The following is a 25463-nucleotide window of genomic DNA, read 5'->3' as shown; positions in this document are numbered from 1 at the left end:
GCATCCGCCCACCGGCACCGCTAGGCTTCCCCGATGACTGAACCCGCCGACTACTGGCCCCCTTTTGGGCTGACCCTGACCACGCCGCGTCTTGAGCTGCGTCCCATCCGCGACGAGGAGATTCCCGCCGCGGTGGAGGCCGCCCTGACCGGCGTGCACGAGCCGGGCCGGAACCCGTTCAGCAACCCATGGACCGAAATCCCGGCCAACGAGCTCGGACCCAACATGGCGCAGTGGTACTGGCGGTGCCGCGGCAGCATGAACCCCCAGGACTGGACCCTCCTGCTCGGCATCTGGCACAAGGACGAATTCGTCGGCTGCCAGGACATCGCGGCCAAGGACTTCGCCACATTGAAGACAGTCACCACGGGCTCCTGGCTCCGCCAGAGCGTCCAAGGCCGCGGCCTCGGCAAAGAGATGCGTGCCGCCGTCGCCCTCTACGCCTTCGACTGGCTTGGCGCAGAAGTGGCGGAATCCGAGGCCGCCATCTGGAACCAGCAATCCCTGGGCGTTTCGCGCTCCCTCGGCTACGAGCTCAACGGCGTCACCAGCGCCGTCTGGGGCGGCAAGGCCCAGGAGGTCCAAAACGTCCGCCTCACCCCCGGCACGTTCAAACGCCCCGACTGGAATCTGCAGGTAAAAGGCCACGAACCCACAGCGAAGTTCCTAGGCATCAAGAAATAGCCGTAACCCCTCCCTTCGCCGGCTTGCCGTGGTTGGGTTTGCAGCGCTGCGGCGTCCCGCCGTCGCTTAGACCCCCCGTCGCTGCGCTGCGGTCGCTGGCGACCTTCGCTTCGCTTTGGTCGGCGATGCGCTCCTTAGCGGGAGACCGCAGCCCCGCGAAGGTGAGGCGCTCACCAGCCGGGGCACGGTCTTTCGCAAAGGAGCGCATCGCGGCGCATCGGACCCCGGAGGTCGCCCAGCGACCGTAGTGGGTCCCATGCGACGTGTCTAAGCGACGGCGAAAGGCCGTGCACCGGCGGACCCAACAACGGCAACCTAAGCGACGGCGGGACGCCGCTGACCAGCGAACCCAACCACGGCAACCCAGCGACGGCGAAAGGCCGTGCACCGGCAGACAACCGCGGCACCCCAACAACGGCGAAGGGCCGTGGTCCGGGAAACCGGACCACGGCCCCAACCGGGGCGAGCCTAGATTTCCGCCCCTTCCAGCAACTCCGTCACCAGGGCCGCAATCGGCGAGCGCTCCGAGCGGGTGAGTGTGATGTGGCCGAACAGCGGGTGCCCCTTCAGCGTCTCGACGACGGCCGCCACGCCGTCGTGCCGGCCGACCCGCAGGTTGTCCCGCTGGGCGACGTCGTGCGTGAGGACAATCTTCGAGTTCTGGCCGATCCTGCTCATTACCGTCAGCAGCACATTCTTCTCCAGCGACTGCGCCTCATCGACGATCACGAACGCATCGTGCAGCGAGCGTCCGCGGATGTGGGTCAGTGGCATGACCTCGAGCATGCCCCGGTCCATCACTTCCTCCACGACCTCCTGGCTGACCAGCGCGCCCAGGGTGTCAAAGACGGCCTGGGCCCAGGGGTTCATTTTTTCCGCTTCGGAGCCGGGCAGGTAGCCCAGTTCCTGGCCGCCCACCGCGTACAGGGGCCGGAAGACGATCACCTTGCGGTGCTCCCGGCGCTCCAGGACGGCTTCGAGCCCGGCGCACAGGGCCAGTGCGGACTTTCCCGTGCCGGCGCGGCCGCCGAGGGACACGATGCCCACCGACGGGTCCATCAGGAGATCGATCGCCAACCGCTGCTCTGCCGAGCGCCCGTGGAGTCCGAAGACGTCCCGGTCGCCCTTCACGAGCCGGACCTGTTTGTCCGCGCCGACCCGGCCGAGGGCCGAGCCGCGGCTGGAAAGCAGGACCAGCCCCGTGTTGGTCGGCATCTCTGCCGCCGCCGGGATGAAGACCGGCTCGTGCCCGTACAGGGTCGCAACCTCGTCCTCGCCCGCATCGAGCTCCGCGACGCCGGTCCAGCCGGAGTCTTTGACCAGTTCATTGCGGTATTCGTCGGCCAGCAGCCCCATGGCGGAGGCTTTGACGCGCATCGGCAGGTCCTTGGACACCACCGTCACGTCGCGGCCCTCGTTGGCCAGGTTCTTGGCCACCGCGAGGATGCGGCTGTCGTTGTCCACCCCGCGGAAGCCGGCGGGCAGCACCTCGGCGGAGATGTGGTTCAGCTCCACCATGAGTGTGCCGCCGTCGGCGCCGAGCGGGATGGGACGGTCCAGGCTCCCGTGCTCGAGCCGCAGGTCATCGAGCAGCCGGAGCGCCTTGCGCGCGAAGTAACCCAGCTCCGGGTCGTGGCGCTTTCCTTCGAGCTCGGTGATGACGACGATCGGCAGGATGACTTCGTGCTCGGCGAAGCGCAGGAGGGCCCGCGGATCGGAGAGCAGGACGGAGGTATCGATCACGAAACTGCGGGCCGTGCCTTGGTTCTCTGTTCCTTCCCCGGAAACAGCAAGACCGGCCGCAGCGGAATCCGCTGCACCGGTCTTTGAGGTGGCTCGCTTGGCGCGAGAGGTAGCTTTCTGTCCCTGGTCGGTAACGACGTCGGGCAGTTGCTCAGAATTAGCCACATCGACTCCAGCCCCGGGGCTACGCCCGGATTTGTTATTGGTGAGGCGGCTCGGCCTGGAGGCCGGACGCGGCCTCCCATACACCCGGTGCGAAAATCCGCTCCATGTACTGGCCTCCCCGATCGGCCGGCAAATTGCTGCCGATGGGATAAAGATAAGTCTCCGGGGGTGGGTTTGTCTGTCTATTTGTCGGCGATTCCTGTTGCCGTCGTGTGAACTCCGTGTGAACGCCTCAGGCGCCGAAGCGGCGCTGCCTGCCGGCGTAATCGCGCAGGGCGCGCAAAAAGTCGACCTTGCGGAATGCCGGCCACAAGGCCTCGCAGAAGTAGAACTCACTGTACGCGCTTTGCCACATGAGGAACCCGGAAAGCCGCTGCTCTCCGGAGGTCCGGATCACCAGGTCAGGGTCCGGCTGGCCACGGGTGTAGAGGAACCGCGAGATGTCATCCACGGTGAGGTCATCGGCCAGTTTGCCGATGTCCGCGTCCCGGGCGACGGCGTCGTGCAGCAGTTCCCGTACGGCGTCGACAATCTCCCGCCGTCCGCCGTAGCCGACGGCGACATTGACGTGCAGCCTCTCGCGCGCGGGCGTACGCGCCGTCAGGTTGTTCAGCCGCTCGGCGAGGTAGTCCGGCAGCAGTTCGGGGGCGCCCATGGCGTGCACCGAGATGTCGGCGTCCTCATCCAGCCGGTCCAGGGTGTTGGCGATGATACCCATCAGGAGGTCGAGCTCCTCGCCGGAGCGGTTCATGTTGTCCGTGGAGAGCATGTACAAGGTGACCACCTTGATGCCCAGTTCCTGACACCAGCCGAGGAATTCGTGGATCTTGTCCGCGCCGGCCTGGTGGCCCTGACTTGTGGGGGCGTTGAACTGGCGGGCCCAGCGCCGGTTCCCGTCGACCATGACGCCGACATGCCGGGGAATCCGTTCCGGGTCAAGGGAGCGCTGCAGTTTGCGCTCGTAAAAGCCGTAGAGGAGCCCGGGCATTTCCATCCGGAGGTTCACCTGGCTTCCTTGAGGTACTAGTTCAGTGCACATCCTAGGCTACCTGCCGGAGGGCCTTGGCGGGTGCAAGTCCACCGCCGGACAGCCTCGGAACGCTTGTTACCCTCCGGTAACTTACTAGGGCGTACGTTATTATTGCGGAATGGAAAGCAACAGTCTAGAGCCCCTGCCGGAGCCTCCGGCGAAACGGGGAACCCCGGTGGATGACGCCGCGGTGAGGCTTGCCGAACTGCTGATGATCAAGCCCAAATGGCGGGGATGGATCCACACCGTGACCGCCCCGATGGCTTTGGTCGCCGGGCTGGTGCTGGTGATCCTGGCCCCGCCAGACCTGAAGGTCGCCTGCGCCGTCTATGCCGTCACCGGGGTCCTGCTGTTCGGCGTCAGCGCTGTCTACCACCGCGGGAACTGGTCACCGCGCGTCAAGTTCGTCCTAAAGCGGCTGGACCACACGAACATCATGCTGGTGATCGCCGGAAGCTACACGCCTCTCGCCTGGGCCCTGCTGGACCGTCAGCAGGCCGAAGTGCTGCTGTGGGTGATCTGGTCCGGTGCCATCCTCGGCGTGCTGTTCCGTCTGCTGTGGACCGACGCCCCGCGGTGGCTCTACGTGCCGATCTACATCGCCCTGGGCTGCGGGTCGCTGTTCTACCTTCCGGAGTTCTTCGCCGCCAGTGTGGCCTCGGCGGTGCTGATCTGCGTCGGCGGCGTCCTGTACATCACCGGGGCCGTCTTCTATGCGCTGAAGAAGCCGAACATCAGCTACGAGCACTTTGGCTTCCACGAGCTGTTCCATGCCCTGACGGTCTTCGCCTTCGCCGCGCACTACATCGCTATTGCCATCGCGGTGCTGGGCTGACCCCTCGGCTTAGCCGGGCCGTCCTGCCTGCCTGCCTGCCTGCCTGCCTGCCTGCGCAGATTCTCCCCACCTTTGAGACAGCGACGCCGCGACTCACCGGCGCTTCGGCCCGACACGCCGGGCGCCTACTTCAAAGGTGGGGAATTTGGGACGTCGGGCCCCTCGGCTTAGCCGGGCCGTCCTGCCGCGATGAGCTCGGGGAGCTGGCGCATGTCTGAAAAGACGGTGGTCCCAGGTCCGGCCAGGCGCGCCGCCGGGGTGACACCCCCGGCGTACGCGAAGGCGTGCATTCCGGCCGCCCGGGCTGCCTGGACCCCGTAGGCACTGTCCTCGACGACGGCGCACCGCCCGGGCGCGGTGTTGAGGCTTGCGGCCGCGTGGAGGAACAGGTCCGGCGCCGGTTTGCCGTTGGCGACCTCCGTGGCGCTGTAGATGCGGCCCTGGAAGCGGGGCAGCAGCCCGGTCTTGCCGAGGGTCCGGTGCATCTTTTCGTGGCTGCCGCTGGAGGCCACACAGTGCGGCAGGGACAGCCTGTCCAGGGCTTCCTCGATGCCGTCGACCGCTTCGAGGTCGCGCTCAAACGCCTCCTGGTACCAGCGCCCGTAGTCCCGGTCCCAGCCGTCGGCGAGCTTGACGCCGAGGTGTTGTTCAACAGCGTCGACAAAGTGCGCCTCGGACTTTCCAACGAACCGCTCCACGATTTCGTCGAGTTCCAGTTCCCAGCCGAGTTCTGCCAGCACGCGCTGGTCCACCCGGATGGAAATCACCTCGGAATCAACCAGCACACCGTCGCAATCGAACACCACCAGCTCAAAGCCGTCCTGACCAGTCATGAGGACATGGTAGCCAGCCGCGCGCGGATCCCTTCGACCGAAGCCGTCGGCAGGTCACAGACCATGCCGCGGCACAGGAACACTTGCGGGGCACCGTCCGGGCCCGCGCCCCGGCCCCTCAGCAGCGGCACTGGCCGGGCGGCGTCGTCGTCCTGGACCGCCACCACCAGCCCGGGGCTGGCCGAGAGCAGCAGCTCCCGGTGCAGCGCTGCCCGTTCCGGCGTGTCCGGCCCGGCGACGGCGGCCTCGACCGGACCGGCGAGGGCGGCCTGGCCGGTAGCAAGCAGCCAACCGGCCGCGCGGGGTGCCCGGACCGCGAGCGGAGGCAGCAGCAGGGCGAGGATGTTCGCCGCCAGGGTCCGGTGATCGGAGGAGCCGGACAGGGCCGAGTGGGTCACCAGGGCGCCGGCCAGGGCGGCGGCGCCGCTGGGAGTGGCACTGTCGAACAGCTCCAGGCCGTCCCGGCCGCCCTGGGCGGCCGTGACCTGCACCGACTCCCCCGCCGCGTCCTTCAGGCCGCCGTCGGCTGCAAACCGGCCGCAGGCGGCGTCCAGGATGGCCTCGGCCAGCTCATACCAGCGGGTGCGACCGGTCACCGTGTAGAGCGCGAACAGCCCCTCGGCGCAGAAGGCGTAGTCCTCCAGCAAGCCGCCGATTCCGCGCGCCGCTCCGTCGTGGGAGACGCGCATGAGCCTCCCGGGGCCATCCTCCGGCCGCCAGTGCACGCGCTCAAGGTAGGCCGCGATCCGTTCCGCGGCGTCCACGAGCTCGGGACGCCCCAGCACGGCACCGGCGTCGGCGAGGGCCGCGACGGCCAGCCCGTTCCAGCCCGCCACCACCTTGTCATCCCGGCCGGGCTGGGGCCGCCTGTTGCGGGCCTGCGCCAATTGCGGGCGCACCCGCTGCCACAGCACCGCATCCCCGCCGGTTATCTCCCGGCCCGGATGCAGCGGCGAACCGTCGCCGCCCACGCTCCCGGGCGTGCGGACGTTCATGAGGTCCGCCACGGCGGCACCGTCGGCCGGGCCAAGGAGTGACTCGAGCTCCCCGGGAGTCCACAGGTAGCTGGCGCCCTCGGCGTGCACGCCTTCGACGACCGTATCGGCGTCCAGCGACGACGCCAGGGCCACGACGCCGGTGTCGGGGCCTGCCGCGGGGCCAGCATCCGGACCCGCCGCAGGTCCCGTTGCGTGATCAGGCGTCAGCCCGAGGCGTGCCAGGAGCCAGTCGGCGGTGTGTCCGGCGATCTCTGCAGCCTCCGCCGCCGGATACTCGGGCGTGCCGCCCAGCCGGACCCAGTGCGCGTAGACGCGGAGCAATTGCGCGTTGTCGTAGAGCATCTTCTCGAAATGCGGAACGGACCAGTCACGGGTCACCGAATACCGGGCGAAGCCGCCGTCGAGCTGGTCGAACAACGCCGAGCGGGACATCGCCGCGAGGGTCCGCCCGGCCATGTCACGGGCCGCGGTGGCGGTGTCCGGGGCCGCGGCCGCCTGGGGTACGGCGGCGTGCCGGATCAAGAATTCAAGCACTGCCGCAGGCGGGAACTTCGGTGCGCCGCCGAAACCGCCGTGCGCCTCGTCCTCGGACTCGGACAGGGCGGCAACGGCTTTGCCAAGGAGCGCGGCGTCCAGAGGCTGGGGCTGTCCGTCGAGGCGCAGGGCGGCGGCTGGCTGGGAGGCGGCGATGCCTCGCGCCAGGGTGGCTGCATTGGCTTCGAGGGCGCCGCGGCGTTCCGTCCACGCCTCGTTCACGGCCTCAAGGACCTGCCGGAAGGACGGACGGCCCGGCATGGGGCGGGGCGGGAAGTAGGTTCCGGCGTGGAAGGCCCGGCCGTCCGGCAGGAGGAAGACGGACATCGGCCAGCCGCCTTCGCCGCTGATCGCCTGCGTGGCGGCCATATAGACGGCGTCGACGTCGGGGCGCTCCTCGCGGTCTACCTTGATGGAGACGAAGTGGGCGTTCAGGTAGCCGGCGGTGTCCTGGTCCTCGAAGGATTCGTGGGCCATGACGTGGCACCAGTGGCAGGCCGCGTAGCCGATTGAGAGGAACACCGGTACGTCCCGGGCGGTCGCGGCGGCGAAGGCCGCGTCACCGAACGGCTGCCAGTGGACGGGGTTGCCGGCGTGCTGGCGCAGGTACGCAGAGGGTTCCGCTGCCAGGGCATTCGAGGCCCCGGACAGCGGGTTGGGCGAACCGCCGTCAGCGGTTTCCGGGTCCCGCATCGCCGTTGACTTCCGGCCGGGCCACCCCGCTGTCGGCGGGCAATGCCGTGCCGTCAGCGCGGAAGGCGGCGCCGTCGGCGGGGAATACGCCGCCCGGGGACGCTGCCTCCTCGGAGGCTTCTTCGGCGGCCAAACGCTCGGCCTCCACCTGGGCACGGTAGCGGACCCTGCGGATTCGCCGCACCATGTCCACGATCAACACCGCGGTCAACACCACGATGAAGGCTGTCAGCAGGAAGCCCAGCAGGCCCGGGCTGACCTGGTCCTCGGACAGGCCCGGCCGCAGCGATGGCGTGGGTGGCGGCGCCGGGGTTGTTGCCAGAGCGATGAGCATGGAATGCACGGTGAATACCTTCTGTGGAAACTGGTGTCTTTTCTACGGCGTCTTGTCTACTGCGTCATTTCTGCAGTGTCTTGTCTGCAGTGACTATTTCTACGCCGGATAGAAGAGCCCTTTTGTCTCTATCTTAGCCCGGCGAAGAGGTCCGTTTCGGGCAGTTCCGCCGGGATCCTGGACTCGATCAGGGAGTAGTCCTCCCACGGCCAGACCTTGCGCTGCATGGCCGCGGAGACTGCGAAGAAGAAGCCTTCCGGGTCCACCTGGGTGCGGTGGGAACGGAGCGCGTCGTCGCGGGCTTCGAAGTAATCCCCGCATTCGATCTGGGTGGTGGTGGGGTGTGTCGGCGGCGGCGGGGTGTGCCCCTCGGCGTCCGCTTCCAGCCAGGCGGCCAGTCGCTGCGCATACGGCGACTGCAGGCCGGCCTCTTCCAGCGCAGAGTGGAGCGCGCGGAAGCGGTCCGGGCTGAAGGCGCGGTCGTAGTAAAGCTTGCTGGGCTCCCAGGGTCTCCCGATGCCAAGGTACCGGGCAGGATCCCCGGCGGCCGCGAAGGCCTCGACGGCCACGCGGTGCGCCATGATGTGGTCCGGGTGAGGGTAGCCGCCGTTCTCGTCATAGCTGAGAATCACGTGGGGCTTGAAGTCCCGCACCAGCCGGACCAGCGGCGCGGCTGCCCGCTCCAGCGGCTGCAGGGCGAAGCACCCGGGCGGAAGGGGCGGCAGGGGGTCGCCCTCCGGCAGGCCGGAATCGACGAAGCCGAGCCAGCGCTGCCGGATGCCGAGGACCTTCGCGGCAGCAGCCATCTCGAGCCGGCGCGCCCCTGCCATGTCGCGTTTGGGGTGCGGCAGTCCCTCCATCGCGGGGTTCTGGATGTCGCCACGGGACCCGTCGGTGCACGTGGCCACCAGGACGTCCGCACCGGACGCGGCGTACATCGCCATCGTGGCGGCACCCTTGCTGGATTCGTCGTCGGGATGAGCATGGACCGCCAGCAGGCGAAGCGGTGCTGACGGGCTGGGGGATGCTGTCATCGTGGGACGGCTCCTCTTTCTGCTGTTCTGCTCTGTTGGGGTGCGGCTTGATCTGTCCGGCCAGCCGCCGCGGAAACATCCCGGTCCGATCCACACTAAACTGGACTGGTGAGTTCCGAGGATCAGCCCGCCGCGCCGGCACCTACCAGCCTAACCAATCGTTACGGCGGCCAAAAGCGCGCGCTGACCCGCAAGGCCAAACGCAACATCCTGATCGCCGCCCTCGCGGTGGGCATTGCCTTTCTGGCCTGGGTATCGACGTCGGCGGCCACTAACAGTGTCAGCTTCAAGGACGTCGGATACAGCACCCGCGACGCCACGCTGACGGAACTCGACTTCCAGGTCACCAAGGACCCCGCTGCGGAGGCGAAATGCGCCGTCAAGGCCATGGACTCCAAGTTCGCGATTGTGGGCTGGAAGGTTGTGGACATCGGGCCGAACGCGGCCGACGTCGGCACGGAGGGCGGCCGGACCACCGCCCACCGCACCCAATTGCGCACGGAATCCCAGGCGGTCTCCGCCGTCGTGGACAGCTGCTGGATTCCCGCGGCACGACAATAATTGGACAATAGTCACGGAACGCGGGACTCCGTGACCGATGCGGTATCGGGCCGCCTGCTGCAGGCGTCAACACGAAAGCGGGATGCGGATGAACCCCGGAAAATCGAAGGGAACCATCGGCCGGGGCGTTGCCGGCCTGTTGGTTCTGGCAGCGGCAACAGCCCTGTCAGTTTCGGGCTGCCAGCCCCGGTCCGCCACGGATAATCAGGCGCCCGCGACGGGCGCCCGCGCGGACCGCCCGGGGCATGTGTTTGTGATAAATCTCGAGAATCAAGGATTCGACGCGGCCTGGGGCGCTGACTCGGACGCGCCCTACCTCTCCGAGACGCTTCGGTCCAAGGGCGTGTTGCTTTCCAAGTACTACGCAATCGCCCACCACTCCGCTCCCAATTACATCGCGCAGATCTCGGGGCAGGCCTCCAACCCCATGACCCGGAACGATTGCGCCACATATGTCCCGTTCGTGCCAGCGGGCACCGCCCCGCTGGGGCAGGTGAAAGGCACCGGCTGCATCTATCCAGCGTCAGTACCGACCGTCGCGGGGCAACTCAGCGCGGCCGGTAAGACGTGGAAGGGCTACATGGAAGGCATGAAGACTCCATGCCGGCACCCTGAGACCGGGGCCGAGGACCTTAACCAGGACGCCGCACCGGATGATGAATACGCGACCCGGCATAATCCCTTTGTCTACTTCGCGGCGATCACGTCCTCCCCGGATTGCCAGAAGAGCGTGGTCGACTTCACTGACCTTGCCGGCGACCTTAAATCCGCAGCAACCACTCCCAACCTTTCCTACATCAGCCCCAACTTATGCAATGACGGGCATGACAGTCCGTGCGCGGACGGCAGGGAGGGAGGCCTGGTCAGCGCCGACGTCTGGTTGCAGAAACAGATACCCGCGATTCTGGACTCCCCGGCCTACAAGCAGGACGGGATGCTTGTCATTACCTTTGACGAAGCTGACGGTGCCACCAGAGGCCCCCAGGGCGTTCCCGGAGGAACAGCCGGCGGCCGCGTCGGCGCCCTGGTGCTCTCTCCCTTCGTCCTGGGCGGTACAACGTCGGACAAGACGTACAGCCACTACAGCCTTCTGGCCACGATCGAGGACATTTTCTCGCTGCCACGCCTCGCATATGCCGGCGCGCCCGGTGTCGACAGTTTTGGGCCCGACGTCTTCAACTCGCGGCCATGACCAGCCCGGCGGCCCCGGGCGACGGTGGAGGATGGTACGGATTGCCCCCTGCCCTGCACTGGTCTGCACTGGTCTTCGCCGCGGACCCGTAGCACCGACCTGTAACACGGTGTGATGCACGCCGCAGTGCTCTTTGGTTTATCCACAGCATTGACTACAATGGATCAATACCTTTCCCCCGCTGAGCTGGTTACTGCGTCATTAAAGTGGCCACCGTGGCGGGGTCTTTGCTTGTATGACCACCCAAAGGAGAAGTCCGTGTCTACCACCAACAGCGCAACTGCGGCTTGGCTTACCCAGGAAGCTTTTGACCGCCTGAAGGCAGAGCTGGACAACCTTTCCGGCCCCGGCCGGGCAGAAATCGTCCAGAAGATCGAAGCCGCCCGCCAGGAAGGCGACCTCAAGGAGAACGGCGGCTACCACGCCGCCAAGGAGGAGCAGGGCAAGATCGAGGCCCGCATCCGCCAGCTCACGGCCCTTCTGCGCGACGCCCACGTCGGCGAGGCACCGGCCGACGACGGCATCGTCGAGCCCGGCATGATCGTCGTGGCCAAGATCGCAGGCGACGAGGAAACCTTCCTCCTTGGCTCCCGCGAGATCGCCGGCGACTCGGATCTGGATGTCTTCAGCGAGAAGTCCCCCCTCGGCGCGGCCATCGTCGGCCACAAGGAGGGCGACAAGCTCAGCTACACCGCCCCGAACGGCAAGGACATCACGGTCGAAATCATGTCCGCCAAGCCGTACGCCGGCTGACGCAGCAACACGTTCCGTTCCGGAACACCTGCACGAAACAGCGACGCCGGTCTCCCCTTCGAGGGGATACCGGCGTCGCGTTTTTGGCCTGTTTGCCGGGACAGTCTTGTGCAGAGCCCGCCGCAGGTCTTTCGGGGGTTGTCAGCGCCGGGCCTTTCCGCGGTTGTCAGCGCCCGGCGGGCAGTGCCCCCGGGCGCCGGGTGCTCAGCAGAAGCGCCGCTGCGACGCCGCCGATCGCGCCGCCGAGGTGGGCCTGCCACGAGATGAAACTGGCCGCGGTGGGCAGGACGCCGAACAGGATGCCGCCGTAGGCCATGAACAGCACCACGGACAGCACGATCTGCCACCAGTTCCGGTTGATGAAGCCGCGGACCAGCAGGAACGCGAAGAGTCCGAACACCAGGCCCGAGGCGCCCACCGTGATGCTGGCGCCGCCGATCAGCCACACCACAAGCCCTGATGCCAGCCAGCTGGCGGTCAGGGCGGTGATGAACACCCGCCGCCCGGACAGGAACACGAGGAACCCGAAGATGATCAGCGGGAGCGTGTTGGACATCAGGTGGGCCAGGCTGGAGTGCAGCAGCGGAAATGTCAGGATGTCCAGGACTCCGTCCAGGCTCCGCGGCCGTAGCCCGAAAGTTCGATTCAGGGAATGGAAGAGCGCGGTGTTGACGATCTCGATCAGATAGAGCAACACCACGAAGGAGCCGACCACCAGCAGACCCCGGCGGGCCCGTGCCGCGGTATTGTCCCCGGCTCCCGGAGGCCCTCCCTGGGACACGTCCGTCACCATGGCCCCTAGTGCACCACGATCGGCTGGAAACCCTCGGCGCGCAGCGCCGCGAGGACCTGGCTGCAGTGCTCGTGGCCCTTGGTTTCCAGGTTGACGGTGATGGAGACGTCGCCCATGCTGATGGAGCCGCCCACCCTGGTGTGGTCCAGTCCCGTGACGTTGGCGTCGTTTTCGGCGATGATGCGGGCGATGGTGGCCAGCGAGCCCGGACGGTCGTCCAGCATCATCCGCACGGTCATGTACCGGCCGGCGGCGGAGAGGCCGCGCTGGATGACCTTGAGCATCAGCATGGGGTCGATGTTGCCGCCGGAGAGGACCACCGCAACGGTTCCGGGGTTTTCGATCTTGCCTTCCATGAGCGCCGCGACGCCGACGGCCCCGGCCGGTTCCACTACCATCTTGGTGCGCTCCAGCAGGAAGATCAGCGCCCTGGCCAGGGCGTCTTCGCTGACGGTGACGACGTCGTCGACCAGCTCGCGGATGATGCTGAACGGCAGCTGGCCCGGCCGGCCCACGGCGATGCCGTCCGCCATGGTGGAGACCTTCTTGAGTGGGACGAGGGCGTCAGCGGCGAGCGAGGGAGGGTATGCGGCGGCGTTCTCGGCCTGGACGCCAATGATGCGGATGTCACGGCCGAGTTCCTTGGCGCGTGCCTTCACGGCGACTGCCACGCCCGCCAGGAGGCCGCCGCCGCCGACGCCCATGAGGATGGTGTCGACGTCGGGGACCTGTTCGAGGATTTCCAGCCCCACCGTCCCCTGGCCGGCTACGACGTCGACGTCGTCGAAGGGGTGGACAAAGACGGCGCCGCTTTCGTCGGCGTAGCGCTTGGCTTCGGCCAGTGCCTCGTCCACGTTGTGGCCGTGCAGCACCACCTCGGCGCCGTGGCTGCGGGTCGCGGCCAGCTTGGGCAGTGCGACGCCGAGCGGCATGTAAATCCGGGCCTTGATGCCGAGGCTCTTGGCTGCGACAGCCACGCCCTGGGCATGGTTTCCGGCGGAGGCCGCCACGACGCCGCGCTTCTTTTCGGCGTCGGAGAGCTTGGCCATCCGCACGTAGGCGCCGCGGACCTTGAAGGAGCCTGCGCGCTGCAGGTTTTCGCATTTGAGAAAGACCTCGCCGCCCACCGTGGCCCCGAGGGCCCGCGATGATTCCACCGGCGTCCGCGTAATAATCCCGTCGAGCAGCTTTTGCGCCTCTAGGACATCGTCCAGCGTGACGGGCAGGCTCTCAAGGGTATTCACGAACTGTTCTCCTTCTTCGGGTTAGGCGTCGGTGCCCCGTCCGGCATCGCTGCCCGGAGCACCGCTGTTGGGTGCGGCGCCCTCGCGGCCGGGGGTTCGGCCCGGCAGGTGGACGTCTGTGAAGGTGGTGTCGGCGCCGGCTTCGAGGGCAGGGCTGCCCTCTGGTCCCGCGGTTGCCAGCACTTCATCATGTTCCCACGTTCTGCCCGCAATGTAGCGAATCGACGAGTTTGCTACGGCAAGGATCGGAACGGAGAACAGAGCGCCGGGGATCCCGGCGAGGTAGGAACCCGCCGCGACGGACAGGATCACGGCCACGGGGTGGAGGGACACGGCCTTGCCCATGACGAGTGGCTGCAGGATGTGGCTTTCGAGCTGCTGGACGCCGAGCACGATCGCCAGCATGATGAGGGCGTTGACAGGCCCGTTGGCGACCAGCGCGAGCAACACGGCGATGGCACCCGTGAACAGCGCACCGACCACCGGGATGAAGGAACCGAGGAAGACCAGCACGCCCAGCGGCAGCGCGAGCGGCACGCCAATGATGGCGGCGCCGACGCCGATTCCCACGGCGTCCACGAACGCGACGAACATTTGGATGCGAACGTAACTGACCATGGAAGTCCAGCCGCGGCGGCCAGCGCCGTCCGTAGCGCGGCGCGCCTTCCGGGGCATCAGGTTGACGAGGAAGGCCCAAATCCTGTCGCCCTCGAGCAGGAAGAAGATCAGGATGAACAGCGCAAGGACCAGGCCGGCGGCGAAGTGCCCAGCCGTGCTTCCGAACGTTAGGGCACCGCTGAGGATGCTGCTGCTGTTGTTCTGCAGCGCGGCGGTGGCGTCCTCGATGTACTTGTCGATCTGTGCGGCCGTCAGGTGGAGCGGGCCTTCCGACAGCCAGGTCTGGACCTGCTGCACCCCGGTGAGCGCCTCGGCCCACAGCTCGCCGAATCCCTGCATGAGCTGGCGCCCCACCAGGGTCAGGGCACCGACGATGATGCCGATGAAGCCGAGCACGGTGATGGCGACGGCGAGCCCCTTGGGCACGCTGTTTTTGGCCATCCAGCGTACTGCGGGGCTGAGGAGCCCTGAGAGGAGGGCGGCGACCATGATGGGGATGATGAGGAAGCTGACGTGGCTGAGCAGCCACACCAGCCCCGCGAGCACGAGCAGGATCAGCCCGGCGCGCCACGCCCACGCGGCCGCGATCCGCACACCATAGGGAATATCTTGGTCGATCTCGCCGTCCGTCCGTGACCTGGCCCCGGTACGCACCCCCGTCGCGGCCGCCGAAGGGGAAGGGCTTGTGGCGGGTGCGGCGTCCTCAGCTGGCGTCATAGCCCCATGATTCCGTAGCAGCCGATGAATAGGAAACCAGCAGCCAGCAACGGCGCGCGGGCCAGCCGGTGGTGCCGGACCGCCGGCGTGTTGGTGAGCCGGGCAGCGAGGTCCGCGCGGGAGGTCAGCCTGCAGTGGCCGTCAGCGAGGCCGAGATTCCCCAGGTCATGGAGAACTGCTCCCCCGCCGCGAGCCAGCGCAGGCCCTCACCGCTGTTGAACGCGTTGGCCGGCCCGGTCATCGGCTCGATCGCGACCGCCTTTGACCGGCCCGGAAACTCGGTCGTCACGAAGACATGGACGTAGCCGCCGCCCGCGTCCTGCCACAGGCTGACGGTCCGCCCGTCGGGTGAGCTCAGCGTGTGCCGGGCAACGCCGCCGTCGAACTCCAGGTCCGTATAGGCCGAATCGAGGTCCAGGCTCCCCACCAGCCGCCCGCCGCGCAGATCGAAGTCGCCGCCGACCGGCTCGGTGCTGCGCGGGATGAGCCGGTCATCGGCCACCAGCCGGGTCCTGGCGTCCACGCTCACGGTGAGGTCCTCGCTGGGCACGTCGCCCAGCCGCAGGTACGGGTGCGCGCCAAGGACGAACGGCGCGGGGCCCTGGGAGTCATTGATAAGGGTTTGGCGCACCACGAGCCCCAGGTCCTCCGCCAGTTCATAGCGGACCCGGTGCCGGAGCAGGAACGGGTAACCGTGCTGCGGGAAGACCGCCGCTTCCAGGGTCACGGAGAACTCGTCCTCATCCATGAGTTCGTAGGAGGAGTTCCGCAGCAGCCCGTGGCTGGCGTTGTTGCGGGAGACTTCGGTGATGTCGAGCTGCAGCTTCTTGCCATTGAGGTACCAGACGCCGTCCTCCACCCGGTTGGCCCACGGCGCCAGGGTGATGCCGGTGGCGCCGGGCGGGATGTCGGCGTCGCCGTAGCTCTCCGTCAGCGCAGTTCCGCCGCGGCTGTAAAGCCGCAGCCCGGCGGCGAGTTCGGTGACGATGGCCAGGGCGTCGCCGCGCCGTAGCTCGTACTGCCGGCCGGTGGCGTACCGCCGCATGGTTTCATCGGGGCCGGCTGCCGGGGGCGTCGCTGAGAGATCCATGGTGACCACCGTACAGACCTGCCCGGCAACCCGTATACCTTGGTTCCATGACTTCCAGCAGCGCGGGCGCCAGGCCATGAATCCTCCCCTGGACAGCAGCGGGCTCGCCGCCCGTTTTGAGGCGGTCTTCGGTGCCCGGCCCGACGGCGTGTGGCGGGCACCGGGACGCGTCAACCTCATCGGCGAGCACACCGATTACAACGAGGGCTTCGTCCTGCCCTTCGCCATCGACCGGTCGGCCCGGGTGGCCATGAGGGTCCGGCCGGATTCCACCGTGCGGATGCTCTCCACGTTTGGGAACCAGGGGCTGACCACCGCGGACACCGGCTCGCTGGCCCGCGCCGGCGCCAAGGGCTGGACAAAGTACCCCCTCGGGGTCATCTGGGCCCTGCTACAACAGGGCCTACCGGTTCCCGGCGTGGACCTGCTCCTGGACTCCGATGTCCCCCGCGGCGCCGGTCTGTCGTCCTCCCACGCGATCGAATGCGCCGTGATTTCGGCACTGAATGAGCTCACGGGCGCCAACCTGTCCGCGCAGGACATGGTCCTGGCTACCCAGCGGGCGGAGAACGACTTCGTCGGCGCGCCCACCGGCATCATGGACCAGTCCGCCTCGCTCCGGGCCACGGCCGGGCACGCCGTCTTCCTCGACTGCCGGGACCAGAGTGTCCGGCTGGTGCCGTTCGACGCCGCCGCCGCGGGGCTGGTGCTGCTGGTCATCGACACCCGGGTTTCCCATTCCCACGCCGACGGCGGGTACGCCGCCCGGCGGGAATCGTGCGAACTCGCCGCCGAAGTCCTCGGCGTGCCGGCGTTGCGCGACGTCGGGTTCGAGGACCTCGAGGAGGCCAGCGGGCTTCTGGACCAGGAGACGTTCCGCCGCCTCCGGCATGTGGTCACCGAGAACGACCGCGTCCTGCAGACGGTGGAGCTGCTGGACACCCTGGGGCCGGCCGCTATTGGCCCCCTGCTGGACGCGTCCCATGCCTCGATGCGCGACGACTTCGAGATCTCCTGCGCCGAGCTGGACCTTGCCGTGGACACGGCGCGGTCCGCGGGCGCGGTCGGGGCCCGCATGACCGGCGGCGGCTTCGGCGGCTCCGCGATCGCGTTGACCCCGGCGGGATCGGCACAGCAGGTGCGTGCCGCCGTCGAACGGGCCTTCGCCCGGGCCGGGTACTCCGCACCCGAGATCTTCAGCGTCAGCCCCGCCGCAGGGGCCATGCGGCTGGCCTAGGCGGGGCGTAGTCTGGGCGCATGCCAGAAGCTGTCATTGTTTCCACCGCCCGGAGCCCCATCGGGCGGGCGTTCAAGGGGTCCCTGAAGGACGAGCGGCCGGACGATCTCGCCGCCGCCATGGTCACCGCGGCCCTCGCCCGGATTCCGGGGTTCGATGCCGCCGCCGGGCCGGGCCGCGGCCTGGACGACATCTATCTGGGGTGCGCCGAACCCAGCGGCGAGGCCGGCTCCAACATGGCCCGCGTGGTCAGCATCCTGGCGGGGCTGGACAACGTTCCGGCCGCCACCATCAACCGTTTTTGTGCCTCCAGCCTGCAGACCCTCCGGATGGCCTTCCACGCCATCAAAGCCGGCGAAGGCCAGGCGTTCGTGGCCGCTGGCGTGGAGGCAGTGTCCCGCTACCGGGAATGGGCCGGCGCCGGCGAGACCGACGCGAGCACGCACAACCCGCGCTTCGAGGCGGCCCGGAAACGCACCGAGGCCCGCGCGGCCTCGAACATACCGTGGACCGACCCGCGCCTGGGCGGCAGGATGCCGGACGTATACATCGCCATGGGCCAGACGGCAGAGAACGTCGCCACAAGCTACGGCATCACCCGCGCGGAGCAGGACGCCTGGGCGGTGCTCAGCCAGAACCGCGCCGAGGCGGCCATCGCCTCCGGGTTCTATGCCCGCGAAATCACGTCATACACCCGCGCCGACGGCACGGTGGTGGACCGCGACGATTCGCCGCGCCCCGGCGTCACCGCGGAGGCCGTCGGTGCGCTGCAGCCGGTCTTCCGCAGCGGCGGCACCGTGACGGCCGGGAACGCCTGTCCGCTCAATGACGGGGCCGCCGCGGTCGTCATCATGAGTGACGGGCGGGCCCGCGAGCTCGGCCTGGAGCCGCTTGCCAGGATCGTCTGCACTGGCGTCAGCGCCCTGTCCCCGGAGCTGATGGGCATGGGCCCGGTGGAAGCGACCCGCCGGGCGCTCACGATCGCCGGGCTGAGCATCCGCGACATCGACCTCGTGGAGCTCAACGAAGCGTTCGCGGTCCAGGTGGTGGCCAGCGCCCGGGAGCTTGCCATCGATGCGGAGAAGCTCAACGTCCACGGCGGCGCCATCGCCCTCGGCCACCCCTTCGGGATGACCGGCGCCCGCATGACCACCACGCTGATCAACGGGCTCCGCGCCCGCGACGCCTCCCTCGGCCTGGCGACGCTGTGCGTTGGCGGCGGCCAGGGCATGGCGGTGGTGCTGGAACGGCTCAGCTGACGGGGGGTAACTCACCCGGTGCCAGTTGCCGCAAACGCGAGGAGCCCCGCCGTTGGGCGGGGCTCCTCGTTGAAAGCAGGCCGAACAGGTGCGACCGTGGTTACTCGTCGCCGCGGAGGATGGCCAGCAGTCGGATGATCTCGACGTAGAGCCAGACCAGCGTGACCGTGAGGCCGAAGGCCGCGGTCCAGGAGAAGCGCTGCGGGGCTCCGGCGCTGATGGCCGCCTCGATGGACGTGAAGTCCATGATCAGGGAGAAGGCAGCCAGGCCGATCGCCAGGATGCCGATGAAGACGCCGAGCGGGATGCCCGCGATCTCCACGCTGGTGCTCAGGCCAAACGGCGAGTTGACGGCACCGGTCCACATCATGACGACGTTGACCAGCGCAAACACCGCGTAGCCGATCATGGCGATCAAGAAGAACCGCATGAGCTTGGGCGTCGCCCGGACCTTGCCGCTCTTGAACAGCACGAGCGTCACGGCGAAGACGGACAGGGTCCCGACGACGGCCTGGATACCCACACCCGGGTACAGGTTGTCAAGGATGCGGGTCAGCCCGCCGAGGAAGAATCCTTCAAGCAGGGCGTAGGCCAGGATCAGTCCGGGTGACGGCTGCTTCTTGAAGGTGTTGACCATCGCCAGGGCAAAGCCGCCCAGGGCTCCGAGGATCATCAGCATCGAGCCCGTGCCCTGCGGGACGGCGAGCGCCACTGCGGCACCGACCACGAGGATGCCGAGGCACCCGGCAGTCTTGACGATGACGTCGTCGTACGTCATCCGGCCGATGTCAGCCGGGCCGGCCGCCGGGCGGTTGTACAGTTCCTGCAGCTGGTCCTGGGTCATGCCCTGCTGCGCCGAATTCCACCCGCCCTGGCCCGGGGCCTGGCCGTAGGTGTTCTGCCCATAGGGGTTCTGGCCATACGGATTCTGGCCATACGGGGCCTGCGGGGCAGGCGGTGCCTGGGTGGCTTCGCGGAAATTCTTTCCGCTGAAGATCGGGTTTCCGCCAGTTGCCATTGCGGGTGTCCTCCAAAATAAGGGGGTGGGTGATGTTCCGGTGCGACCCGGACTATACGAAAGGGATTTGTATAGTCACGCTACCAATTCCCACGGCCGACGGGGAGGGATAGTTCCCCCGGGGAGCCGCCGCAACCGAACCGTGACCTTGTTCGGCGGGATCCTCAGGCCCAGGATTCCCGCGTGGGCGCCGGCCGCCCGGGACGCCCGGTGCGCCTCGCACCGGTGCCGGCTGCCAGCACGACGGCGGGTCCGTCACCACGGAAATCGTCGAGCCGCTGCGACGGGTCCCCCTTCGGCTCCGGCAGCGGGCCGGGGATCGGCGCCGGCGTTCCCGTGCCGCTGTTGACTATGACGTCGTCGATATAGATATCGGCCATTTGCTGATCGTGTTCGGAGCCGAGCTGGACCGTGTCGAGCGTCGTCGCCGGAATCCTGACAGTGCCCGCGTAGATGGAACGCCCGTCCCACCAGATTTGGACGGCGGTCTGCGGACCATTCGGAACCACGTGCATGACCAGCCGGTGCCAGGAGTCAGTGGGAACATCGCGCCGCAACGTGGTGTACGCGAAGCCTGCCGGTGACGCGGTCCGGAGCACCAACTCATGGGAGATGTTCTGCCGGAAAACATCCAGGACGCGGACGCCGCCGGAAAAGAACCGGAAGTAAGGAACATTGTTCCCTGCCATTCCCTCAGCGGCGATATTGAACCATCCGTCCGCATACGCCTCGGTGTTCCCGGGGGTCAGGCCTACGGTCAGCCTGGCCATGGAGCCGAGCCCGGCGGTGGTGTGCAGGCGGGCGGCGCAGCTACCGGAGTGCGACGCCCCGGTGGATACAGAGGCATTTCCCGTCCCCGCCGTGGTGACGCCGAATCCGTCCAAGGTGCCCGCTTCAAAGCTGGTGGCTGCCGACTGGATCCCCGGATAAGGGTCGGTGAGTGCCTCCGTGGAGGGAACGCAGGCCTGTGCCCCGGCGGTCTCGGGCCCGAGGCTCAGCGCCGGAATACCCAGGATCGCCAGCGCAAGCGAACCCGCGAGGCACAGCTTGACCACCCGGTTCATCAGTCGGCCCTCCACGATCGGCCCCTGCCTTCCACGCCGCGCCGTGTCCCGGGCCGAAAGATCCGGCCAGCGATCTCTGGACTTCGGTTCAGGGCTTCGGTTCAGGCGCTCTTCGCACCATAACGCGGGACGACTTGGAAAAAGCTTGGATTTGCCGGTTCCGCAGACCGGACGGGGCGTCCCCGGTGGTGGGTCCCTGCCCCGGGTCGGCCGGGCGGATCGGGGCCGGGCCGGCCACTGTTTAGGCATACTCGGAATCAACAAAAGTTTTCTTTAGCAGGGCTACAGCAAGGTGTCGCCCCGACTACACGGTTGTTACCCGATCGCGACGTTCTCCCTGCTCGCAGCGGCATTCATTGCCCCTCGCTGGCTGTAGCATAGGCCACACAGGGTGACGGACATCACAACGGAATGACAGTTTGCCAGGCGTTCGTCCCCTGACCGTTCGCAACGGTTGCAAAGGCGCAACCCACAGCACCCCCATGTGGAGGTTTTCAATTTGAGAAGCACAACGAGCGGCCTGTCGCAGAGACGGCGCGGCAGACGACTGAGGGCTGTGGGGGCAGTATTTGCCGCCATGGCTGCGCTACTGCTCATCGTGGCCCCGGCGTCCAGCGCCGCGACCCCGTCGCCGACACCATCCCCGTCGGCGACCCAGTTCACCAACAGCATCAGCGGCTTCCTGCGGGGCGACGACCGCGCACCGATCCCCGGGGTAACCATCACCGCCACAAGCGGCGATTTCACGGGAACCACGAAATCGGGAGCCAACGGCGCCTGGATCATCGGCGTCCCCACCCAGGGGACCTACGAGGTCAAACTCGACGAGTCCACGCTTCCGCAGGGCATCAAACTGGCCCAGGGCCAGGAGAACCCCCGCAAGGTTACCTTCAGCCAGACCTCAAACCTCTCGGTGATCTTCACCTTTGGCAAGGGAATCGTCGTCGCAGAGGAGAACTTCGGGCAGAACCTGCTCAACCGGCTGGTGGCCGGCCTCAGCTTCGGCCTGCTGCTCGCCCTTGCGGCCGTAGGCCTCTCACTGATCTTCGGCACCACCGGCCTGACGAACTTCGCCCACGGTGAGATGGTCACGCTGGGCGCGGTGCTGGTGTTCGCCTTCAACGCCATGCAGCTTCCGTTCTGGCTGGCCATCATCCTGGCGGTCATCGGCGGCGGTGTGTTCGGCTACGTCCAGGACGCGGGACTGTGGAAGCCACTGCGGCGCCGCGGAACCGGGCTTGTTCCGATGATGATCGTCAGCATCGGCCTCGCACTGGCGGTGCGGTACATCATCCAGTTCTACTTCGGCGGCGCTACCCAGCAGCTGCCGTTTGCCCAGAGCGCGGAAATCCTGATCGGCCCGATCTCGATCTCCCCCAACAACCTCCTGTCACTCCTCGTCAGCGCCGTGGTAATCGCCGCCCTCGGCGTCGTCCTGCTCAAGACCCGCCTCGGCAAGGCCACCCGCGCGGTGGCCGATAACCCGGCCCTGGCCGCGGCCTCCGGCATCGACGTCGACTCCGTTATCCGGATCGTCTGGGTGGTGGGCGGCATGCTCGCCGCCCTCGGCGGCATCCTCTGGGCCTACTACCGGCCCGGCGTCACCTTCGACATGGGCTCGCAGATCCTGCTGCTCATCTTCGCCAGTGTCACCCTGGGCGGCCTCGGCACGGTCTGGGGCGCCCTGATCGGTTCCATCATCGTCGGCATCTTCGTTGAGCTGACCACCGTGTTCGGCCTCGCAGCCGACCTTAAATACGTGGGAGCGTTGTTCATCATGATTGTTGTCCTCTTGTTCCGGCCTCAGGGCATTCTGGGCCGCCGCGAGCGCGTGGGTTAGGAGACAGCCATGGATTTCGGATTCATTTTTTCCAGCGCCGCCGGCGAACTCTTCAGCCCGACGACAGCCGCCTACGCCCTGGCCACCCTTGGCCTGGCGGTCCACTTCGGCTACACCGGCCTGCTCAACTTCGGCCAGGCCGGCTTCATGGCGGTGGGGGCCTACGGCTTCGCCATCTCCACCTTGACGTTCCATGTGCCGTTCTTCGTCGGGCTGCTGATCGCCGTCGTCTGTTCAGCCATCTTCGCTCTGCTGCTGGGCATCCCGACGCTGCGGCTGCGGGCGGACTACCTGGCCATCGTGACCATCGCTGCCGCCGAAATCGTGCGCTATGTCGTCACGACCAACCAGCTAACCGCCATCACCGGTTCGGCCAACGGCCTGGCGGCCTTCGAGGGCGATTTCTACGCCATGAACCCCTTCCCGCCGGGCTCCTACATCGGTATGAACAACCGTGACTTCTTCATCCGGGTCGTGGCGTGGGCAGTCGTGGCTTTGTTCTGCTTCATTGTCTGGCTGCTGATGCGCAGCCCTTGGGGCCGCGTCCTCAAGGGCATCCGCGAGGACGAGAACGCCGTCCGCTCGCTGGGAAAGAACGTTTACGCCTACAAGATGCAGTCCCTCATCATCGGCGGTGCGCTCGGTGCACTGGCAGGCATGATCTTCACGCTCCCCCGCGGCGCCGTGCAGCCGGCCAACTACGGCACGGAACTAACGTTCTTCCTCTACACCTGCCTGCTGCTCGGCGGCCTTGGCACTGTGCTCGGCCCGGTGGTCGGCGCCATGATCTTCTGGGTGGTGCTCTCGCTCACCCAGGGCATCCTCTACGGCCTGATCGAGTCCGGCACCATCACGTGGCTGAACACGGTCCAGGCCGGGCAGCTGCGTTACATCCTGGTCGGCGTGGCGCTCATGCTGCTGATGATCTTCAGGCCCCAGGGCGTTCTCGGCAATAAGAAGGAGCTGGCATTCGCATGAGCATTCCAAGCGAAGAGTCGCGCGAGGAACCCCGCACGTCTGAAGAAATCGACTACATGACGGACACCCGTCCGATCGCCGCCGGGGATATCTCGCCCGGCTGCAAGAAGCGTGATCCGATCGTCGTGGCGGAAAACGTCACCCGCAGCTTCGGCGGCATCAACGCCGTCGACGTCCAGTACCTCGAGATACCGCGGCACAAGATCACCGCGCTGATCGGCCCCAACGGCGCCGGCAAGACCACCTTGTTCAACTTGCTGACGGGATTCGACACCCCGAACTCGGGTACATGGCAGTTCGAGGGCACCAACATCGCCGGCGTCTCCTCGTACAAGGTTGCCCGCATGGGAATGGTGCGCACGTTCCAGCTCACCAAGGTCATGGGCAAGCTCACCGTCATGGAGAACATGCGCCTCGGCGCCTCCAGCCAGTCCGGCGAGCGGCTGTCCAAGGCCTTGTTCAAGGGCATCTGGGGCGGCCAGGAAAAGACGATCACCCAGCAAGCCAACGTGCTGCTGGAGAAATTCAAGCTGGACGCCAAGAAGGACGACTACGCGGCGTCGCTTTCCGGCGGGCAGCGGAAGCTGCTGGAAATGGCCCGGTCCCTCATGGTCCGGCCCAAGCTGGTCATGCTCGACGAGCCCATGGCAGGCGTGAACCCGGCGCTGACGCAGTCGCTGCTGGACCACATCAAGAACCTCAAGGCCGAGGGCATGACCGTCTTGTTCGTCGAGCACGACATGAACATGGTCCGCCACATAGCCGACTGGGTAGTGGTGATGGCAGAGGGCAAGATCGTGGCCGAAGGTCCTCCCGCCGAGGTCATGAAGAACCCCGCAGTAATCGACGCCTACCTCGGCGCCCACCACGACGTCGATCTCGGCGACGCGGAAGGCATCAAGGAACTGACCGCGGAGCTGGTCGCCGACGAAGAATCGATTGTCGGCACTGAAAACGCCGGCATCATCTCCGCCGATGTCCTCGCCACCGAGGCGGAGGAAGCGGCGCAGCCGGAGCCGAACGGGACGACGCGCGGCCGCCGCAGCGCCGGAGAGCCGACCAGCGCCGAAGAGCCGAACCGTAAAGAGAAGGACACAGAATGAGCGCCACCAGCGCGGCACCGGCCGCCCAGCCAGCCTTCGATGGCGACTCGGTCGTGAAGGTCACCGATCTGATGGCCGGCTACCTCCCCGGCGTCAATATCCTCAACGGCTGCAGCATCGAAGCCCGCAAGGGTGAGCTGATCGGCATCATCGGCCCCAACGGCGCCGGCAAGTCCACGTTGCTGAAAGCCATGTTCGGCCTGGTCAAGGTCCACTCCGGCTCGGTAGTGGTCCGCGGGCAGGACATCACGGGGCTCAAGGCCAACAAGCTCGTCACCAAGGGCGTCGGCTTCGTTCCCCAGAACAACAACGTGTTCGCCGCCCTGACCATCGAGGAAAACCTGCAGATGGGCATGTTCCAGCGGCCCAAGGACTTCGCCAAACGGTTCGACTTTGTCTCCGAACTGTTTCCGGAGCTCGCCAAACGGCGCGCCCAGCGGGCCGGCTCGCTCTCCGGCGGCGAACGCCAGATGGTCGCCATGGGACGGGCCCTCATGATGGACCCGGCCGTGCTGCTGCTCGATGAGCCCTCCGCAGGCCTCTCCCCTGTCAAGCAGGATGAGACCTTCCTCCGGGTCCACGAGATCAACCGGGCCGGCGTTTCCGTCATCATGGTGGAGCAAAACGCGCGCCGCTGCCTGCAGATCTGCGACCGCGCCTACGTTCTGGACCAGGGCAAGGACGCTTACACAGGTACGGGCCGGGAACTCATGAAGGATCCCAAGGTCATCCAGCTCTACCTGGGGACGCTCGCAGACACTGTCGAGTAGCCCTACGCGCAGCGTTCCCTTCAAGGGCCGTCACCAGCCGGTGGCGGCCCTCTGCGTGCCCGGCGCATTCCCGGCGCATTAGGGCACAGTGTGGTGCCGTCCGGGCCTCCGCAGCCACTTGCTCGGCTCCTGCGCACGTGCCTCACGCAGCAACGGCGTCACGCAGCGCAGAGTCCTGGCAGGGCCGCCGCACTGTTGAGCCGGATTCCCGCCGTCGGGCACCCGGGCACGCATCGAAAGCCTGCTGTGCGTGCTTCCTCGGCCAGCCACTGACGCTTTGCCTCGCTCCCCCACACGTAGGAGACCCCCGTCCGGACTGGACGGGGGTCTCCTGTTAGTCGGT

23 protein-coding genes are annotated in these 25463 nt (G+C 67.3%); 11 read left to right on the top strand and 12 right to left on the bottom strand.

What is annotated here, in order from left to right; translation table 11 throughout:
• Nucleotides 1–33 precede the first annotated feature (33 nt).
• Nucleotides 34–684, top strand: a complete 651-nt coding sequence (locus tag AC1DKQ_RS14880; protein ID WP_476919421.1) for a GNAT family N-acetyltransferase — start codon at nucleotides 34–36, stop codon at nucleotides 682–684.
• A 468-nt stretch (nucleotides 685–1152) separates the two neighbouring features.
• Here the strand turns inward: AC1DKQ_RS14880 and AC1DKQ_RS14875 are convergent, their stop codons facing one another.
• Nucleotides 1153–2592, bottom strand: a complete 1440-nt coding sequence (locus AC1DKQ_RS14875) for a PhoH family protein (RefSeq protein WP_476883740.1) — start codon at nucleotides 2590–2592, stop codon at nucleotides 1153–1155.
• Nucleotides 2593–2824: 232 nt separating this feature from the next.
• The gene (locus AC1DKQ_RS14870; protein WP_476883848.1) at nucleotides 2825–3586 is read right to left on the bottom strand and encodes an isoprenyl transferase; all 762 of its coding nucleotides are present in this window, start codon (nucleotides 3584–3586) and stop codon (nucleotides 2825–2827) included.
• Between the two features lie 154 nt (nucleotides 3587–3740).
• On the opposite strand from AC1DKQ_RS14870, the gene trhA reads away from it, so the two are divergent.
• Nucleotides 3741–4457 (top strand): PAQR family membrane homeostasis protein TrhA, encoded by a 717-nt coding sequence (trhA, locus tag AC1DKQ_RS14865; protein WP_476919420.1) that lies wholly within the window; start codon nucleotides 3741–3743, stop codon nucleotides 4455–4457.
• A gap of 167 nt (nucleotides 4458–4624) precedes the next feature.
• Here trhA and AC1DKQ_RS14860 read toward each other — a convergent pair whose 3' ends face one another.
• The 4 genes from AC1DKQ_RS14860 to mca form a co-directional block, all read right to left on the bottom strand.
• Nucleotides 4625–5290 carry an HAD family hydrolase gene (locus tag AC1DKQ_RS14860; RefSeq protein ID WP_476919419.1) on the bottom strand — a complete coding sequence of 222 codons (666 nt, stop codon included), beginning with the start codon at nucleotides 5288–5290 and terminating at the stop codon, nucleotides 4625–4627.
• Nucleotides 5287–7515: a thioredoxin domain-containing protein gene (locus AC1DKQ_RS14855; protein WP_476919418.1), complete on the bottom strand. Its 2229-nt coding sequence runs from the start codon at nucleotides 7513–7515 to the stop codon at nucleotides 5287–5289. The genes AC1DKQ_RS14860 and AC1DKQ_RS14855 overlap by 4 nt, the downstream gene beginning before the upstream one ends.
• Nucleotides 7493–7858: a hypothetical protein gene (locus AC1DKQ_RS14850; RefSeq protein WP_476919417.1), complete on the bottom strand. Its 366-nt coding sequence runs from the start codon at nucleotides 7856–7858 to the stop codon at nucleotides 7493–7495. Before AC1DKQ_RS14850 ends, AC1DKQ_RS14855 begins: the two co-directional genes overlap by 23 nt.
• Before the next feature lie 119 nt (nucleotides 7859–7977).
• Entirely contained in the window at nucleotides 7978–8883 is a 906-nt protein-coding gene (gene mca, locus AC1DKQ_RS14845; RefSeq protein ID WP_476883745.1) for a mycothiol conjugate amidase Mca, read from the bottom strand.
• Nucleotides 8884–8991: 108 nt separating this feature from the next.
• Between mca and AC1DKQ_RS14840 the strand changes: the two genes are divergently transcribed.
• The 3 genes from AC1DKQ_RS14840 to greA all read left to right on the top strand — a co-directional run bounded on the left by AC1DKQ_RS14840 (nucleotide 8992) and on the right by greA (nucleotide 11389).
• Nucleotides 8992–9444 carry a DUF4307 domain-containing protein gene (locus AC1DKQ_RS14840; protein ID WP_476883746.1) on the top strand — a complete coding sequence of 151 codons (453 nt, stop codon included), beginning with the start codon at nucleotides 8992–8994 and terminating at the stop codon, nucleotides 9442–9444.
• A gap of 88 nt (nucleotides 9445–9532) precedes the next feature.
• Entirely contained in the window at nucleotides 9533–10636 is a 1104-nt protein-coding gene (locus AC1DKQ_RS14835; RefSeq protein ID WP_476919416.1) for an alkaline phosphatase family protein, read from the top strand.
• 258 nt (nucleotides 10637–10894) lie between these two features.
• Nucleotides 10895–11389, top strand: coding sequence for a transcription elongation factor GreA (gene greA, locus AC1DKQ_RS14830; RefSeq protein ID WP_229992877.1), 495 nt, complete (start codon nucleotides 10895–10897; stop codon nucleotides 11387–11389).
• A 166-nt stretch (nucleotides 11390–11555) separates the two neighbouring features.
• Here the strand turns inward: greA and AC1DKQ_RS14825 are convergent, their stop codons facing one another.
• The 4 genes from AC1DKQ_RS14825 to AC1DKQ_RS14810 all read right to left on the bottom strand — a co-directional run bounded on the left by AC1DKQ_RS14825 (nucleotide 11556) and on the right by AC1DKQ_RS14810 (nucleotide 15851).
• Nucleotides 11556–12182 (bottom strand): rhomboid family intramembrane serine protease, encoded by a 627-nt coding sequence (locus AC1DKQ_RS14825; protein WP_476919415.1) that lies wholly within the window; start codon nucleotides 12180–12182, stop codon nucleotides 11556–11558.
• A 5-nt stretch (nucleotides 12183–12187) separates the two neighbouring features.
• On the bottom strand, nucleotides 12188–13426 hold the full coding sequence (gene ilvA / locus AC1DKQ_RS14820; protein WP_476883749.1) for a threonine ammonia-lyase: 1239 nt from the start codon (nucleotides 13424–13426) through the stop codon (nucleotides 12188–12190).
• A 21-nt stretch (nucleotides 13427–13447) separates the two neighbouring features.
• The gene (locus AC1DKQ_RS14815) at nucleotides 13448–14761 is read right to left on the bottom strand and encodes an AI-2E family transporter (RefSeq protein ID WP_476919414.1); all 1314 of its coding nucleotides are present in this window, start codon (nucleotides 14759–14761) and stop codon (nucleotides 13448–13450) included.
• 124 nt (nucleotides 14762–14885) lie between these two features.
• Nucleotides 14886–15851, bottom strand: coding sequence for an aldose 1-epimerase family protein (locus tag AC1DKQ_RS14810; RefSeq protein ID WP_476883751.1), 966 nt, complete (start codon nucleotides 15849–15851; stop codon nucleotides 14886–14888).
• Between the two features lie 76 nt (nucleotides 15852–15927).
• On the opposite strand from AC1DKQ_RS14810, the gene galK reads away from it, so the two are divergent.
• Together galK and AC1DKQ_RS14800 are read left to right on the top strand one after the other, a co-directional pair.
• Nucleotides 15928–17088 carry a galactokinase gene (gene galK / locus AC1DKQ_RS14805; protein WP_476883849.1) on the top strand — a complete coding sequence of 387 codons (1161 nt, stop codon included), beginning with the start codon at nucleotides 15928–15930 and terminating at the stop codon, nucleotides 17086–17088.
• A 20-nt stretch (nucleotides 17089–17108) separates the two neighbouring features.
• A complete protein-coding gene (locus AC1DKQ_RS14800) occupies nucleotides 17109–18347 on the top strand; it encodes an acetyl-CoA C-acetyltransferase (protein ID WP_476919413.1) in 1239 nt (412 codons plus the stop codon).
• 100 nt (nucleotides 18348–18447) lie between these two features.
• Here the strand turns inward: AC1DKQ_RS14800 and AC1DKQ_RS14795 are convergent, their stop codons facing one another.
• Both AC1DKQ_RS14795 and AC1DKQ_RS14790 read right to left on the bottom strand, forming a co-directional pair.
• The gene (locus tag AC1DKQ_RS14795; RefSeq protein ID WP_476919412.1) at nucleotides 18448–19365 is read right to left on the bottom strand and encodes a Bax inhibitor-1/YccA family protein; all 918 of its coding nucleotides are present in this window, start codon (nucleotides 19363–19365) and stop codon (nucleotides 18448–18450) included.
• A gap of 164 nt (nucleotides 19366–19529) precedes the next feature.
• The gene (locus AC1DKQ_RS14790) at nucleotides 19530–20444 is read right to left on the bottom strand and encodes a hypothetical protein (RefSeq protein WP_476919411.1); all 915 of its coding nucleotides are present in this window, start codon (nucleotides 20442–20444) and stop codon (nucleotides 19530–19532) included.
• 562 nt (nucleotides 20445–21006) lie between these two features.
• On the opposite strand from AC1DKQ_RS14790, the gene AC1DKQ_RS14785 reads away from it, so the two are divergent.
• The 4 genes from AC1DKQ_RS14785 to AC1DKQ_RS14770 are packed head-to-tail and all read left to right on the top strand — an operon-like array spanning nucleotide 21007 to nucleotide 25120.
• Nucleotides 21007–22269, top strand: coding sequence for a branched-chain amino acid ABC transporter permease (locus AC1DKQ_RS14785; protein WP_476919410.1), 1263 nt, complete (start codon nucleotides 21007–21009; stop codon nucleotides 22267–22269).
• Nucleotides 22270–22278: 9 nt separating this feature from the next.
• Nucleotides 22279–23247, top strand: a complete 969-nt coding sequence (locus AC1DKQ_RS14780; RefSeq protein ID WP_476883756.1) for a branched-chain amino acid ABC transporter permease — start codon at nucleotides 22279–22281, stop codon at nucleotides 23245–23247.
• Entirely contained in the window at nucleotides 23244–24350 is a 1107-nt protein-coding gene (locus AC1DKQ_RS14775) for an ABC transporter ATP-binding protein (protein ID WP_476919409.1), read from the top strand. The genes AC1DKQ_RS14780 and AC1DKQ_RS14775 overlap by 4 nt, the downstream gene beginning before the upstream one ends.
• The gene (locus AC1DKQ_RS14770; RefSeq protein ID WP_476919408.1) at nucleotides 24347–25120 is read left to right on the top strand and encodes an ABC transporter ATP-binding protein; all 774 of its coding nucleotides are present in this window, start codon (nucleotides 24347–24349) and stop codon (nucleotides 25118–25120) included. Before AC1DKQ_RS14775 ends, AC1DKQ_RS14770 begins: the two co-directional genes overlap by 4 nt.
• The last annotated feature ends 343 nt before the right edge of the window (nucleotides 25121–25463 follow it).

The organism is Arthrobacter sp. 05L421 (genome assembly GCF_056397785.1).
Note: the sequence above shows the minus strand (reverse complement) of the source record. Positions and strands in the feature narration are given on the sequence as shown.